This is a genomic window from Phytobacter sp. (genome assembly GCF_059074235.1).
The window spans coordinates 542,793-558,701 of sequence record NZ_JCACPZ010000008.1 but is presented as its reverse complement, the minus strand read 5'-3'; the positions used below and the strand labels follow the sequence as shown (position 1 = coordinate 558,701).

Sequence of the window (15,909 nt, the reverse complement as noted above, 5' to 3'; positions counted from 1 at the left end):
ATTTACGATTTTAACACTATAATTTGCGGTTTTTGATGTGCTGTAAACAAAAGTGTACGTAATATGGATTGATATCTTTACTGGCTATGGTATTGTGATGCTCTCCTCGCTGAGGATCAACTATCGCAAACGAGCTATACAGGATCGCCATCATGCAAAAAGACGCGCTGAACAACGTACACATCACCGACGAACATGTACTGATCACTCCGGATCAATTGAAAGCCACCTTTCCGCTCACCGTTGAGCAGGAAGCGCAAATCGAGCAGTCCCGACAGACCATCTCTAATATCATTGCAGGACGCGATCCACGCCTGTTAGTAGTCTGTGGCCCTTGTTCAATTCATGATCCAGAAACCGCGATTGAATACGCTCGTCGATTTAAAGCACTTGCCGCAGAGGTCAGCGATAGCCTCTATCTGGTGATGCGCGTCTATTTTGAAAAACCCCGTACCACTGTCGGCTGGAAAGGGTTGATTAACGATCCACACATGGATGGCTCGTTTGATGTTGAAAGCGGTCTGAAAATTGCCCGCCGTCTGCTGGTGGAGCTGGTAAACATGGGCCTGCCGCTGGCAACGGAAGCTCTCGATCCGAACAGCCCACAATACCTGGGCGACCTGTTCAGTTGGTCCGCTATCGGTGCGCGTACAACCGAATCCCAGACCCACCGTGAAATGGCATCAGGGCTCTCTATGCCGGTTGGATTTAAAAATGGCACCGATGGCAGCCTGGCAACAGCGATTAATGCGATGCGTGCCGCAGCTATGCCGCACCGCTTTGTTGGTATCAACCAGGCTGGCCAGGTTTGCCTGCTGCAAACACAGGGTAACCCGGATGGACATGTGATTCTGCGAGGTGGTAAAGCCCCTAACTACAGCCCGGCTGACGTTGCTCAGTGCGAAAAAGAGATGGAACAGGCGGGACTCAAACCTTCGCTGATGGTAGATTGCAGCCATGGTAACTCGAACAAAGATTACCGCCGCCAGCCTGCAGTGGCTGAGTCGGTTGTTGCACAGATTAAAGATGGCAACCGTTCAATCATCGGTCTGATGATTGAAAGTAATATCCACGAAGGCAATCAATCTTCCGAGCAGCCGCGTAGTGAGATGAAGTACGGTGTGTCGGTCACTGATGCGTGCATTAACTGGGAAACCACGGAATCCCTATTGCGCGAAATCAACAACGATCTGCGTAGCAGCCTTGCGGCACGTCTGGCTTAAGAGGGTGTTATGGTTGCAGAGCTGACCGCATTGCGCGATCAAATTGATGAAGTTGATAAGGCACTGCTGGAGTTGCTGGCGCGCCGTATGTCGCTGGTGGCAGAAGTAGGTGAGGTCAAAAGCAAATATGGCCTGCCGATTTATGTCCCGGAACGTGAGGCATCAATGCTGGCTTCACGCCGCAAAGAGGCGGAATTGCTCGGTGTGCCGCCGGACCTGATTGAAGATGTGCTTCGTCGGGTGATGCGCGAATCCTATTCCAGTGAAAATGACAAAGGATTCAAAACCCTGTGTCCGTCGTTACGTCCGGTTGTGATCGTGGGCGGTAACGGGCAGATGGGCCAGTTGTTCGCTAAAATGCTGACACTTTCTGGCTACCAGGTGCGTATTCTGGAAAAAGATGACTGGGCGCAGGCGCAGGACATTGTTGCAGATGCGGGCATGGTCATTGTAAGTGTGCCGATTCACATTACCGAACAGGTGATAGCTGAGCTTCCGCCGCTGCCGGACGATTGTATTCTGATCGACCTTGCGTCTGTAAAAAGTGGGCCATTGCAAGCCATGTTGACGGCACACAAAGGCCCAGTGCTTGGGTTGCACCCAATGTTTGGTCCTGACAGCGGGAGCCTGGCAAAACAGGTGGTGGTCTGGTGTGACGGGCGTAACCCCGAAGCCTACCAGTGGTTCCTGGAGCAGATTCAGGTTTGGGGCGCGCGGCTGCATCGCACCAGCGCTGTTGAGCACGATCAGAACATGGCGTTCATCCAGGCGCTTCGCCACTTTGCGACCTTTGCATATGGGCTGCACCTGGCAGAAGAGAATGTCCAGCTTGAACAGTTACTGGCGCTCTCGTCACCGATTTATCGCCTTGAGCTGGCGATGGTTGGGCGCCTGTTTGCTCAGGATCCGCAACTTTATGCTGACATCATCATGTCGTCGGAAAGTAATCTGGCGTTAATTAAGCGTTATTACCAGCGTTTCGGCGAGGCAATTGGCCTGCTGGAGCAAGGGAATAAGCAGGCATTTATCGACAGTTTCCGCAAAGTGGAGCACTGGTTCGGTGATTATGCGAAGCGCTTCCAGAATGAAAGCCGCGTTTTACTGCGTCAGGCGAACGACAGCCGTCAGTAAACAACATTGCCGTATATACTGAAAAGCCAGCGGGGTGCCGCTGGCTTTTGTCTTTTTAAGGGATGGGATATGGCTGAATTACAGACATTATTTGACTACACCGGACATTTGCCGGAGTGCCCGACATGGAGCGAAGAAGAACAGGCGCTTTGGTGGGCTGATATTCTGAAAGGCGAGCTGCATCGTTACCACCTTGCTTCCGGGGAACATAGCGTACTCAGCTTCCCGGAAGAGGTCGGTTGTTTTGCACTGCGCGAGAAAGGGGGCTTCATCGTCGCCATGCGCAATGCCATCTGGTTGGCTGACAAGCGTGGGCTACTGATTCAAAAAGTCTGTGATAATCCCTCAAATCCTCAGCTTGCACGTTTTAATGATGGCGGCACCGATAATCAGGGGCGTTTCTATGCCGGCACCTTCTGGGGACCGGGTGATTATAATGGTGCGTTGTTGGTACGCGTGGATAATCAGCTAAATCCTCGTGTTATCCAGTGCGACATTCACGGTGCAAACGGTCTGGCATTCAGCCCGGATAAGCAGTGGATGTATACCTCTGACACGCCTAATGGCGTGATTTATCGCACGCCGCTGGATGAAAAGGGGGAGCCTGGCACACGTGAGCTGTTCCGCCAGTTCAACGCCGGTGAAGGGATCCCTGATGGGGCTGCGATGGATGAAGAAGGCTGTTACTGGAGTGCGCTCTTTGATGGCTGGCGTATTGCCCGATTCTCGCCTGCGGGAGAAATGCTGGAAGAGCATCGACTGCCAGTTCGCTGCCCAACGATGGTCTGTTTTGGCGGCACCGATTTGAAAACGCTGTTTATTACCACCACGCGAGAAAATATGGAGGCGGATGAAGTGGCAAAATTCCCGCTGTCCGGCGCGATCTTCACCCTGCCCGTAAACGTGGCAGGAATGAAGAAATCGCTGTTTATTGAGCGTTAAGCGGGATCGACAGGCACGACGTTCTCACTTGGATAGCAGCCCAGAACTTTTAATGAACGGGTGATAGCGGTGAGTTCGCGCAGCGCTTTTTGTACATCGGTGGATTGCAGGTTCGCCTGGATGTCGAGATAGAACATCTCCTCCCACGGGTTACCATGGATTGGGCGAGATTCCAGTTTAGTCATAATCAGATTGTGATTACGCAGGACCAGCAAAGCCTCAACCAGCGCACCCGCCTGTTGGCCGGTGGCAATCAGCAACGTTGTTTTTGCTGGTACCTGGTCGGACACATCAATAGCTTTACGCGCCAGCACCACAAAGCGGGTAATGTTCTGTGTTTGATTGGCCAGATTACGTTCCAGCACCTGCAGGCCATAGAGTGCGCCGCCGGCCTCATTGCCCAATGCGGCGACGTGTGGGGAATTAGCCTGGGCGACTTTCTCCATCGCAGCCGACGTGCTTTCGCAATATTCAATTTTCCAGTGGGGGTAGCGATTCAGGAACTGACTGCACTGCTGGAACGGCTGTGGGTGGCTGTAGACGGTCTCGATAGTCTCCAGGTCGGTTGAGCCAGAAACCAGTACGCAATGGTCAATCGGTACCGTTAACTCGCCCACAATCGACAGGCTGGTGTGCTGGAGCAAGTCATAGACGTCATTAATCGCGCCAGAACTGGTGTTTTCCAGGGGGACTACTGCGTAATCCGCCTGGCCCGTCTCAACCTGATTAAAGATCTCATGGAATTTTGGGCAGCCGCTTTCGATAAATTGCTCAAAGTGGCGTGCGGCGTACTGGCGAGCCGCCAGATGCGAGTAAGACCCTTTCGGTCCGAGGAAGGCGATGCGGGCAGAGTGTGGGTTAATTTTATTGAGGTGCTGCTGGAGCAGGGCCTGCTGGGTAAGGACAGAATCTTCGATAATCAACTGGAACAGACGGGTGATGTAGTGAGCGTCCAGGTGATGGGCTTTCCCAAGTTGAATTAAACGCTCCAGCAAATCACGCTCACGGTCAATGTCTCTTACAGGGCGGTGTGAGGCCAGCTTCGCTTTCCCTACTTCAACCGCGAGCTCACGTCGCTCTGCCAGTAAAGAGAGAAGCTGTTCATCTAACGCACTGATTTTTACTCGTAAATCCAGTAATGGGTTTTCCGATGTCATAGTGTTGCCTTTCTTGTTATCAATAAAAAAGGCCTCCCGATTTGGGAGGCCTTATTGTTCGTCTTCGCATTCTTTATCACACGACGAAACGCCTCCCAGTCAGGGGAAGGTAAAAAAGAATGCGAAGAAAAACGGGACACGGTACATGTAAATTTCCTTTAGTGAGTACAGAGTAAAGTACCTGTACTGTTTTCGCTCTGTCAACAAAAAACGCGCCCGGAGGCGCGTTGCGGATTAACTCAATGCTACGGTGTTATTCTTCTTCTTCAACGAAGTCTGCATCTTTCACCGAGGTGGTAGCACGACGCGCTTCACCCTTGTGCTGCACTTTGTTGAGCTGGCGCTCCAGCTTGTTGATCAAATCGTTAATCGCGGTGTACATATCTTCATGTTTCGCGCTGGCCACCAAATGCCCGTTCGGCGTATTGATGGTTGCGTCAGCGATAAAACCCTGTGGCTCTTTAGACAGAATGATATGTGGGTTAATTAAATGAGTTTGCCATTTATCCAGTTTGGCGAGACGGTCTGCGACATGTTGGCGAATAGCCGGGGTGATTTCCATTTGTTTGCTGGTAATGTTCACTGTCATAGATGTTACCTCTTGTCTTTCCGTCTTGGTGATTCCAGCATAACGCCAAAAATGTCAAAATGTGTGATTTAAATCACATTATTTTGTCACTTTTTGTCAAAGAAAAGGTTTTGTGAGGCAGGGCAGGAAGAGGGCAAATATCACTTGTCGAAGTCAGGATTACCCGTCATAGTTGATGGGATAGGTCGGCACTTACACGTTTCAGCGCTGGCCTAAACGGATAAAAAAACGGCAGCCATCGGGCTGCCGTTTTGTTTTTTACTCATCATCAGCTGCTGTGATTGCTGGCGATAATCTTGGCGACTTTGTCTGCCTGAGCGCCCATCTGCATCTGGCGATAAGCGTTTTCCATCAGCGGGAGCGCATCGCGTGTTGCTGCCGTATCCGGGAAATCACGCAGCATACCTTCAACGCGGTTTACAACCGCCACCCATGCACCACGTTTGGTGTAGTACTCGGCGACAGAGTACTCATATTTTGCCAGGCGATCCTTCAGGAACACCAGGCGCTTAGTGGCGTCGGTAACATACTGGCTACGCGGATAGCCACGGACCAGTTTTGAGAAATCATTGAACGCATCACGTGCATGCTGCGGGTCGCGGTCGCTACGATCGACACCAAAGAAGCCCTGTAACGCACTGTCATCCAACGCCATATTAGTCAGACCACGCATGTACATGACATAATCGATGTTTGGATGAGTCGGATTCAGTCGCATGAAGCGATCAATGGCAGCCTGAGCCAGCGGTAAATCGGCATTTTTGTAGTAGGCGTAGATCAGATCCAACTGCACTTGCTGCGAATAGGCCCCAAACGGATAGCGATTATCCAGTGCTTCTAGTTGCGTTATCGCTCCCTTCCAGTTACCGTCTTGCAGCTTTTGCTGGGCAGTCGCATAGATTTCATTTGGCGGATTATCGGGCACCACTTCCTTTGAACCGGAGCAACCCGCCAAAGCCAGGCTCAACGTGGCGGCTGCCACCAGATATTTCATGCGCGTCATGACGTTTAGACTTTCCTCAAATGTTTATGCGGGAGATTGTCTCTTCCTGCTCCCGACTAAGACCAGCTACAATAGCACACTATATTATACGGCGAAGCCGTAAAACCCAACGTTAACGAAGAAGCTGTATATGGCACAACGAGTACAACTCACCGCAACGGTGTCCGAAAAACAACTTGGACAACGATTAGATCAGGCTTTGGCCGAATTGTTCCCTGATTATTCGCGTTCGCGCATAAAAGAATGGATCCTTGCCCAAAATGTTCAGGTAAATGGCAAGATCTGGGATACACCAAAAGAAAAAGTATTGGGTGGCGAGAGCGTTACTATCGCTGCTGAAATAGAAGAAGAAGTGCGGTTCGAAGCGCAGGACATCCCGCTGACCATCGTTTATGAAGATGACGACATCCTCGTTATCAATAAACCACGTGATTTTGTGGTGCACCCTGGAGCGGGTAACCCGGATGGCACGGTGCTCAATGCTCTGCTGCACTATTATCCGCCGATTGTTGATGTTCCGCGTGCGGGGATTGTTCACCGTCTGGACAAAGACACGACTGGTTTGATGGTGGTGGCAAAAACGATTCCGGCGCAAACGCGTCTGGTTGAATCGTTGCAGCTGCGTGAAATCACCCGTGAATATGAAGCGGTGGCAATTGGCCACATGACTTCAGGTGGTACGGTTGAAGAGCCTATCAGTCGTCATCCAACCAAACGTACTCATATGTCAGTGCACCCGATGGGTAAACCGGCGGTAACGCACTATCGCATCATGGAGCATTTCCGTGTACATACGCGTCTGCGTCTGCGTCTGGAAACCGGTCGTACTCACCAGATCCGTGTCCATATGGCGCATATCACGCATCCGTTGGTTGGGGATCAACTTTATGGCGGCCGTCCGCGTCCACCAAAAGGTGCTTCTGAAGAATTCATCACGGAACTACGTAAATTTGATCGTCAGGCGCTGCATGCAACGATGCTCCGACTCTATCACCCGATTACGGGCATTGAGATGGAATGGCATGCGCCTATCCCTCAGGATATGGTCGATCTCATTGCTGCTATGCGTGAAGATTTCGAAACTCATAAGGACGATGTGGCCTGGTTATGACCCACTTGATTATCCCCGAATGGTCGCTGCCTGAAGGTGTGGCGGCATGTAGCTCTACACGGCACGGTGGTGTCAGTTTGCCGCCCTATGATTCGCTGAATCTGGGCGCACATTGCGGTGATAATCTGGAGCACGTCGAAGAGAACCGCATGCGTCTGTATGCGGCTGGCAGACTGCCATCGAAACCTGTCTGGCTTGAACAAGTTCATGGCAAAGATGTTCTGCAACTCACGGGGGAACCCTATGCCAGTAAGCGCGCAGATGCGTCTTACAGCAATACCCCCGGGACCGTTTGTGCCGTCATGACAGCGGATTGCCTGCCGGTTCTGTTCTGCAACCGTGCAGGGACAGAGGTGGCGGCTGCCCACGCAGGCTGGCGAGGTTTATGCGCGGGTGTGCTTGAAGAGACGGTTGCCTGTTTTGCTGACCAGCCTGAAAATATCCTGGCCTGGCTCGGGCCGGCGATTGGTCCTGAAGCATTCGAAGTGGGTGCAGAAGTCCGCGACGCTTTTATGGCTGTGGATGCGGTTGCAGATACTGCATTCAAACCCGCGGGTGAGAAGTACTATGCCGATATCTACACCCTGGCGCGACAGCGTCTTGCTTTAGCCGGGGTGACAAATGTCTTCGGCGGTGACCGTTGTACGTTTACCCAAAAGCACGATTTCTTCTCTTATCGTCGCGACAAGACGACCGGCCGTATGGCAAGTTTCATTTGGCTGATATAACCTAACGAATCAAGACGATCCGGTACGCGTAACTTTCTTTTCACATAATTCAGGTCATTCACCTTGAATAATTGAGGGATGACCTCATTTAATCTCCAGTAGCAAATTTGACCTGTTATATGGGGGGAGTTATGCGTCTGGATCGTCTTACCAATAAATTCCAGCTTGCTCTTGCCGATGCCCAGTCGCTTGCACTGGGGCAAGACAACCAATTCATCGAACCACTTCACTTAATGAGCGCCTTGCTGAATCAGGAAGGGGGATCGATACGTCCTTTATTAACGTCTGCTGGCATTAATGCCGGCCAGTTACGCACGGCCCTGGATCAGGCGCTGAGTCGTTTGCCGCAAGTAGAAGGTACCGGTGGTGACGTGCAGCCGTCTCAGGATCTGGTTCGTGTGCTTAACCTTTGCGATAAGCTGGCGCAAAAACGTGGGGACAACTTTATCTCGTCAGAGCTTTTTGTTCTGGCGTCGCTTGAGTCACGCGGTACGTTGGCCGATCTGCTGAAAGCGGCAGGCGTTACCACCGCAAATGTGACGCAGGCTATTGATCAAATGCGTGGGGGTGAAAACGTGAACGATCAAGGGGCCGAAGATCAACGTCAGGCCTTGAAAAAATACACTGTCGATCTGACCGAGCGTGCTGAGCAAGGCAAGCTCGATCCGGTGATCGGACGTGATGAAGAAATTCGTCGTACCATCCAGGTACTGCAGCGTCGTACTAAAAACAACCCGGTACTTATCGGTGAACCTGGGGTGGGTAAAACCGCCATCGTCGAAGGGCTTGCACAACGTATCGTCAACGGTGAAGTGCCTGAAGGTCTGAAAGGGCGTCGGGTATTGTCACTGGATATGGGGTCGCTGGTGGCCGGGGCGAAGTACCGTGGTGAGTTTGAAGAGCGCCTGAAAGGGGTGTTGAACGATCTCGCCAAACAGGAAGGTAATGTCATCCTGTTTATCGATGAATTGCACACGATGGTAGGGGCAGGTAAGGCTGACGGCGCAATGGATGCCGGAAACATGCTGAAACCGGCTTTGGCGCGTGGTGAACTGCACTGCGTGGGCGCCACAACCCTGGATGAATATCGTCAGTACATTGAAAAAGATGCTGCGCTGGAACGTCGTTTCCAGAAAGTGTTTGTAGCGGAACCTTCGGTGGAAGATACCATTGCTATTCTGCGCGGACTGAAAGAGCGTTATGAACTACACCACCATGTGCAGATTACCGATCCGGCCATTGTGGCAGCGGCAACATTGTCACATCGCTATATTGCCGATCGCCAGTTGCCAGATAAAGCTATCGACTTGATTGATGAAGCTGCGTCCAGCATTCGTATGCAGATTGACTCGAAGCCGGAAGAACTGGACAGGCTTGATCGCCGTATTATCCAACTCAAACTGGAACAGCAGGCTTTGCTGAAAGAGTCTGATGATGCCAGTAAAAAACGTCTGGATATGCTTAACGACGAGCTTTCCGATAAAGAGCGCCAATATTCTTCCTTAGAAGAAGAGTGGAAAGCGGAGAAAGCGTCATTATCTGGCACTCAGACGATTAAAGCTGAGCTTGAGCAGGCAAAAATTGCCATTGAACAGGCGCGTCGTGTGGGAGATCTCGCGCGAATGTCTGAACTGCAGTATGGCAAAATTCCTGAGCTTGAGAAACAACTGGAAGCGGCCACGCAGTCTGAAGGTAAAACGATGCGTCTTCTGCGTAATAAGGTGACTGATGCTGAGATTGCGGAGGTTCTGGCGCGTTGGACGGGAATTCCGGTTGCTCGCATGATGGAAGGTGAGCGCGAGAAACTGCTGCGTATGGAGCAGGACCTTCACCATCGTGTGATTGGCCAGGATGAAGCAGTCGAAGCCGTATCTAATGCGATTCGTCGTAGTCGGGCTGGTTTATCTGACCCTAATCGCCCCATTGGTTCCTTCTTGTTCCTGGGTCCGACCGGGGTGGGTAAAACCGAGCTGTGCAAATCGCTGGCGAACTTTATGTTTGATAGTGATGACGCGATGGTGCGTATCGATATGTCCGAGTTTATGGAGAAGCATTCTGTATCCAGACTTGTGGGTGCACCTCCGGGATATGTCGGTTATGAAGAAGGGGGTTACTTAACTGAAGCGGTTCGCCGCCGGCCTTATTCGGTCATCTTGCTGGATGAAGTAGAGAAAGCACACCCAGACGTATTCAATATTCTGTTGCAGGTATTGGACGATGGGCGCCTGACCGATGGGCAAGGCAGAACGGTTGATTTCCGTAATACCGTCGTCATCATGACCTCGAACCTGGGTTCTGATTTAATTCAGGAACGTTTCGGTGAGCTGGACTACAGCCATATGAAAGATTTGGTGCTGGGGGTTGTGAGCCATAGCTTCCGACCGGAGTTTATCAACCGTATAGATGAAGTCGTTGTGTTCCACCCGCTGGGTGAGAAACATATTGCTTCTATTGCGCAGATCCAACTGCAGCGGTTGTACAAGCGTCTGGAAGAACGTGGTTATGAAGTCCACATTTCTGATGAGGCGCTCAAACTGCTGAGTGAAAATGGTTATGACCCGGTTTATGGGGCTCGCCCATTAAAACGTGCAATACAACAGCAAATTGAGAACCCTCTGGCGCAGCAAATCCTTTCAGGTGAGCTGATTCCAGGAAAAATGATTCAGTTGGATGTGAAAGAAGACCGAATCGTGGCAGTGCAGTAAATCACAAAACGACAAAAACGGGCCCTGCGGGGCTCGTTTTTGTTTAAAAACCAGGCAAGAATAGACTTCTCGGATGTGATTCGCCTGGAAAGTGAGCAGTTGATAAGTTTTTTGTATTTTTGACTTGTCAGCCTGAAATAAATCCCTATACTGCGCCTCCACTGACACGGAACAACGGCTTACAGGCCACCGGGTCAGCGGGGTTCCACTGAGAACCTCGCAGAGAAAAGCGAAAATAAACGCTTGACTCTGAAGCGAGGAAAGCGTAATATACGCACACCTCGCGACGGTGAGCGAAAGCCGCAGTTGCACTGCTCTTTAACAATTTATCAGACAATCTGTGTGGGCACTCAAAGTGACATGGATTCTTAATGTCTTCGGACAATAAATGAATACCAAGTCTCATGAGTGAACATACGTAATTCATTACGAAGTTTAATTCACGAGCATCAAACTTAAATTGAAGAGTTTGATCATGGCTCAGATTGAACGCTGGCGGCAGGCCTAACACATGCAAGTCGAACGGTAGCACAGAGAGCTTGCTCTTGGGTGACGAGTGGCGGACGGGTGAGTAATGTCTGGGAAACTGCCTGATGGAGGGGGATAACTACTGGAAACGGTAGCTAATACCGCATAACGTCGCAAGACCAAAGAGGGGGACCTTCGGGCCTCTTGCCATCAGATGTGCCCAGATGGGATTAGCTAGTAGGTGGGGTAATGGCTCACCTAGGCGACGATCCCTAGCTGGTCTGAGAGGATGACCAGCCACACTGGAACTGAGACACGGTCCAGACTCCTACGGGAGGCAGCAGTGGGGAATATTGCACAATGGGCGCAAGCCTGATGCAGCCATGCCGCGTGTATGAAGAAGGCCTTCGGGTTGTAAAGTACTTTCAGCGAGGAGGAAGGCAATACGGTTAATAACCGTGTTGATTGACGTTACTCGCAGAAGAAGCACCGGCTAACTCCGTGCCAGCAGCCGCGGTAATACGGAGGGTGCAAGCGTTAATCGGAATTACTGGGCGTAAAGCGCACGCAGGCGGTCTGTCAAGTCGGATGTGAAATCCCCGGGCTCAACCTGGGAACTGCATTCGAAACTGGCAGGCTTGAGTCTTGTAGAGGGGGGTAGAATTCCAGGTGTAGCGGTGAAATGCGTAGAGATCTGGAGGAATACCGGTGGCGAAGGCGGCCCCCTGGACAAAGACTGACGCTCAGGTGCGAAAGCGTGGGGAGCAAACAGGATTAGATACCCTGGTAGTCCACGCTGTAAACGATGTCGACTTGGAGGTTGTTCCCTTGAGGAGTGGCTTCCGGAGCTAACGCGTTAAGTCGACCGCCTGGGGAGTACGGCCGCAAGGTTAAAACTCAAATGAATTGACGGGGGCCCGCACAAGCGGTGGAGCATGTGGTTTAATTCGATGCAACGCGAAGAACCTTACCTACTCTTGACATCCAGAGAACTTAGCAGAGATGCTTTGGTGCCTTCGGGAACTCTGAGACAGGTGCTGCATGGCTGTCGTCAGCTCGTGTTGTGAAATGTTGGGTTAAGTCCCGCAACGAGCGCAACCCTTATCCTTTGTTGCCAGCGGTTCGGCCGGGAACTCAAAGGAGACTGCCAGTGATAAACTGGAGGAAGGTGGGGATGACGTCAAGTCATCATGGCCCTTACGAGTAGGGCTACACACGTGCTACAATGGCATATACAAAGAGAAGCGACCTCGCGAGAGCAAGCGGACCTCATAAAGTATGTCGTAGTCCGGATCGGAGTCTGCAACTCGACTCCGTGAAGTCGGAATCGCTAGTAATCGTGGATCAGAATGCCACGGTGAATACGTTCCCGGGCCTTGTACACACCGCCCGTCACACCATGGGAGTGGGTTGCAAAAGAAGTAGGTAGCTTAACCTTCGGGAGGGCGCTTACCACTTTGTGATTCATGACTGGGGTGAAGTCGTAACAAGGTAACCGTAGGGGAACCTGCGGTTGGATCACCTCCTTACCTTAAAGAACCTGCCTTTGTAGTGCTCACACAGATTGTCTGATGAAAAGTAAATAGCAAGGCGTCTTGCCGAAGCAGACTTCAGTGTCCCCTTCGTCTAGAGGCCCAGGACACCGCCCTTTCACGGCGGTAACAGGGGTTCGAATCCCCTAGGGGACGCCACTTGCTGGTTTGTGAGTGAAAGTCGCCGACCTCTGTATCTCAAAACTGACTTAATAAGTCATGTTTGAGATATTTGCTCTTTAAAAATCTGGATCAAGCTGAAAATTGAAACGACACATCGTGTCTGTTCTCCGTAATAAGAACAGAACAGACGGTGTGTTCGAGTCTCTCAAATTTTCACGACATCGAACGGTGTTTTACGAAACATCTTCGGGTTGTGAGGTTAAGCGACTAAGCGTACACGGTGGATGCCCTGGCAGTCAGAGGCGATGAAGGGCGTGCTAATCTGCGATAAGCGTCGGCGAGGTGATATGAACCTTTGACCCGGCGATACCCGAATGGGGAAACCCAGTGTGTTTCGACACACTATCATGTCATGAATACATAGTGGCATGAGGCGAACCGGGGGAACTGAAACATCTAAGTACCCCGAGGAAAAGAAATCAACCGAGATTCCCCCAGTAGCGGCGAGCGAACGGGGAGGAGCCCAGAGTCTGAATCAGCGCGTGTGGTAGTGGAACGGTCTGGAAAGTCCGGCGATACAGGGTGATAGCCCCGTACACGAAAGTGCACACGTTGTGAACTCGAAGAGTAGGGCGGGACACGTGGTATCCTGTCTGAATATGGGGGGACCATCCTCCAAGGCTAAATACTCCTGACTGACCGATAGTGAACCAGTACCGTGAGGGAAAGGCGAAAAGAACCCCGGCGAGGGGAGTGAAAAAGAACCTGAAACCGTGTACGTACAAGCAGTGGGAGCCTTGATTTATCAGGGTGACTGCGTACCTTTTGTATAATGGGTCAGCGACTTATATTCTGTAGCAAGGTTAACCGTATAGGGGAGCCGCAGGGAAACCGAGTCTTAACTGGGCGTTAAGTTGCAGGGTATAGACCCGAAACCCGGTGATCTAGCCATGGGCAGGTTGAAGGTTGGGTAACACTAACTGGAGGACCGAACCGACTAATGTTGAAAAATTAGCGGATGACTTGTGGCTGGGGGTGAAAGGCCAATCAAACCGGGAGATAGCTGGTTCTCCCCGAAAGCTATTTAGGTAGCGCCTCGTGAACTCATCTTCGGGGGTAGAGCACTGTTTCGGCTAGGGGGTCATCCCGACTTACCAACCCGATGCAAACTACGAATACCGAAGAATGTTATCACGGGAGACACACGGCGGGTGCTAACGTCCGTCGTGAAGAGGGAAACAACCCAGACCGCCAGCTAAGGTCCCAAAGTCATGGTTAAGTGGGAAACGATGTGGGAAGGCACAGACAGCCAGGATGTTGGCTTAGAAGCAGCCATCATTTAAAGAAAGCGTAATAGCTCACTGGTCGAGTCGGCCTGCGCGGAAGATGTAACGGGGCTAAACCATGCACCGAAGCTGCGGCAGCGACACTATGTGTTGTTGGGTAGGGGAGCGTTCTGTAAGCCGTTGAAGGTGGCCTGTGAGGGTTGCTGGAGGTATCAGAAGTGCGAATGCTGACATAAGTAACGATAAAGCGGGTGAAAAGCCCGCTCGCCGGAAGACCAAGGGTTCCTGTCCAACGTTAATCGGGGCAGGGTGAGTCGACCCCTAAGGCGAGGCCGAAAGGCGTAGTCGATGGGAAACAGGTTAATATTCCTGTACTTGGTGTTACTGCGAAGGGGGGACGGAGAAGGCTATGTTAGCCGGGCGACGGTTGTCCCGGTTTAAGCATGTAGGCGGAGAGTTTAGGTAAATCCGGACTCTTTTTAACGCTGAGGTGTGATGACGAGGCACTACGGTGCTGAAGTAACAAATGCCCTGCTTCCAGGAAAAGCCTCTAAGCATCAGGTAACACAAAATCGTACCCCAAACCGACACAGGTGGTCAGGTAGAGAATACCAAGGCGCTTGAGAGAACTCGGGTGAAGGAACTAGGCAAAATGGTGCCGTAACTTCGGGAGAAGGCACGCTGATGGTAAGTGAAGCGACTTGCTCGTGGAGCTGAAATCAGTCGAAGATACCAGCTGGCTGCAACTGTTTATTAAAAACACAGCACTGTGCAAACACGAAAGTGGACGTATACGGTGTGACGCCTGCCCGGTGCCGGAAGGTTAATTGATGGGGTTATCCGCAAGGAGAAGCTCTTGATCGAAGCCCCGGTAAACGGCGGCCGTAACTATAACGGTCCTAAGGTAGCGAAATTCCTTGTCGGGTAAGTTCCGACCTGCACGAATGGCGTAATGATGGCCAGGCTGTCTCCACCCGAGACTCAGTGAAATTGAACTCGCTGTGAAGATGCAGTGTACCCGCGGCAAGACGGAAAGACCCCGTGAACCTTTACTATAGCTTGACACTGAACATTGAGCCTTGATGTGTAGGATAGGTGGGAGGCTTTGAAGCGTGGACGCCAGTCTGCGTGGAGCCAACCTTGAAATACCACCCTTTAATGTTTGATGTTCTAACGTAGACCCGTAATCCGGGTTGCGGACAGTGTCTGGTGGGTAGTTTGACTGGGGCGGTCTCCTCCTAAAGTGTAACGGAGGAGCACGAAGGTTAGCTAATCCTGGTCGGACATCAGGAGGTTAGTGCAATGGCATAAGCTAGCTTGACTGCGAGAGTGACGGCTCGAGCAGGTGCGAAAGCAGGTCATAGTGATCCGGTGGTTCTGAATGGAAGGGCCATCGCTCAACGGATAAAAGGTACTCCGGGGATAACAGGCTGATACCGCCCAAGAGTTCATATCGACGGCGGTGTTTGGCACCTCGATGTCGGCTCATCACATCCTGGGGCTGAAGTAGGTCCCAAGGGTACGGCTGTTCGCCGTTTAAAGTGGTACGCGAGCTGGGTTTAGAACGTCGTGAGACAGTTCGGTCCCTATCTGCCGTGGGCGCTGGAGAATTGAGGGGGGCTGCTCCTAGTACGAGAGGACCGGAGTGGACGCATCACTGGTGTTCGGGTTGTCATGCCAATGGCATTGCCCGGTAGCTAAATGCGGAAAAGATAAGTGCTGAAAGCATCTAAGCACGAAACTTGCCCCGAGATGAGTTCTCCCTGACTCCCTGAGAGTCCTGAAGGAACGTTGAAGACGACGACGTTGATAGGTCGGGTGTGTAAGCGTAGCGATACGTTGAGCTAACCGATACTAATGAACCGTGAGGCTTAACCTTACAACGCCGAAGGTGTTTTGGCGTGAAGAGAC

At 51.6% G+C, this 15,909-nt stretch carries 10 protein-coding genes, 1 tRNA gene, 2 rRNA genes and 1 other annotated feature; of the genes, 9 read left to right on the top strand and 4 right to left on the bottom strand.

Going from position 1 to position 15,909, the window contains the following annotated elements; all coding sequences use genetic code 11:
• Window positions 1–152 precede the first annotated feature (152 nt).
• From aroF to AC5JPW_RS20400, 3 genes are all read left to right on the top strand, one after another.
• A complete protein-coding gene (gene aroF / locus AC5JPW_RS20410; RefSeq protein ID WP_494242918.1) occupies window positions 153–1,223 on the top strand; it encodes a 3-deoxy-7-phosphoheptulonate synthase AroF in 1,071 nt (356 codons plus the stop codon).
• Window positions 1,224–1,232: 9 nt separating this feature from the next.
• Window positions 1,233–2,354, top strand: a complete 1,122-nt coding sequence (gene tyrA / locus AC5JPW_RS20405; protein WP_494242917.1) for a bifunctional chorismate mutase/prephenate dehydrogenase — start codon at window positions 1,233–1,235, stop codon at window positions 2,352–2,354.
• A gap of 69 nt (window positions 2,355–2,423) precedes the next feature.
• Window positions 2,424–3,296: an SMP-30/gluconolactonase/LRE family protein gene (locus AC5JPW_RS20400; RefSeq protein WP_494242916.1), complete on the top strand. Its 873-nt coding sequence runs from the start codon at window positions 2,424–2,426 to the stop codon at window positions 3,294–3,296.
• Here AC5JPW_RS20400 and pheA read toward each other — a convergent pair.
• The 4 genes from pheA to bamD all read right to left on the bottom strand — a co-directional run bounded on the left by pheA (window position 3,293) and on the right by bamD (window position 6,045).
• Window positions 3,293–4,453: a bifunctional chorismate mutase/prephenate dehydratase gene (pheA, locus tag AC5JPW_RS20395; RefSeq protein ID WP_494242915.1), complete on the bottom strand. Its 1,161-nt coding sequence runs from the start codon at window positions 4,451–4,453 to the stop codon at window positions 3,293–3,295. The two genes, AC5JPW_RS20400 and pheA, sit on opposite strands and share 4 nt — an antisense overlap.
• Window positions 4,454–4,475: 22 nt before the next feature.
• Window positions 4,476–4,601, bottom strand: a sequence feature (Phe leader region).
• Window positions 4,553–4,600 carry a pheA operon leader peptide PheL gene (gene pheL, locus AC5JPW_RS20390; protein WP_437433249.1) on the bottom strand — a complete coding sequence of 16 codons (48 nt, stop codon included), beginning with the start codon at window positions 4,598–4,600 and terminating at the stop codon, window positions 4,553–4,555. Its footprint overlaps the feature before it by 48 nt.
• A gap of 105 nt (window positions 4,602–4,706) precedes the next feature.
• Window positions 4,707–5,042: a ribosome-associated translation inhibitor RaiA gene (gene raiA / locus AC5JPW_RS20385; RefSeq protein ID WP_494242914.1), complete on the bottom strand. Its 336-nt coding sequence runs from the start codon at window positions 5,040–5,042 to the stop codon at window positions 4,707–4,709.
• A gap of 268 nt (window positions 5,043–5,310) precedes the next feature.
• Window positions 5,311–6,045 carry an outer membrane protein assembly factor BamD gene (bamD, locus tag AC5JPW_RS20380; protein ID WP_494242913.1) on the bottom strand — a complete coding sequence of 245 codons (735 nt, stop codon included), beginning with the start codon at window positions 6,043–6,045 and terminating at the stop codon, window positions 5,311–5,313.
• A gap of 130 nt (window positions 6,046–6,175) precedes the next feature.
• Here bamD and rluD point away from each other — a divergent pair, with 130 nt between their 5' ends.
• From rluD to AC5JPW_RS20350, 6 genes are all read left to right on the top strand, one after another.
• Entirely contained in the window at window positions 6,176–7,156 is a 981-nt protein-coding gene (gene rluD / locus AC5JPW_RS20375) for a 23S rRNA pseudouridine(1911/1915/1917) synthase RluD (protein WP_494242912.1), read from the top strand.
• The gene (yfiH, locus tag AC5JPW_RS20370) at window positions 7,153–7,884 is read left to right on the top strand and encodes a purine nucleoside phosphorylase YfiH (protein ID WP_494242911.1); all 732 of its coding nucleotides are present in this window, start codon (window positions 7,153–7,155) and stop codon (window positions 7,882–7,884) included. The genes rluD and yfiH overlap by 4 nt, the downstream gene beginning before the upstream one ends.
• A 131-nt stretch (window positions 7,885–8,015) precedes the next feature.
• Window positions 8,016–10,589 carry an ATP-dependent chaperone ClpB gene (clpB, locus tag AC5JPW_RS20365; RefSeq protein WP_494242910.1) on the top strand — a complete coding sequence of 858 codons (2,574 nt, stop codon included), beginning with the start codon at window positions 8,016–8,018 and terminating at the stop codon, window positions 10,587–10,589.
• A 457-nt stretch (window positions 10,590–11,046) separates the two neighbouring features.
• Window positions 11,047–12,586 (top strand): 16S ribosomal RNA (locus AC5JPW_RS20360).
• Between the two features lie 86 nt (window positions 12,587–12,672).
• A tRNA-Glu gene (locus AC5JPW_RS20355) sits at window positions 12,673–12,748 on the top strand.
• A gap of 221 nt (window positions 12,749–12,969) precedes the next feature.
• A 23S ribosomal RNA gene (locus AC5JPW_RS20350) occupies window positions 12,970–15,877 on the top strand.
• The 16S and 23S rRNA genes sit together here with 1 tRNA gene alongside, the layout of an rRNA operon.
• Window positions 15,878–15,909: the final 32 nt, after the last annotated feature.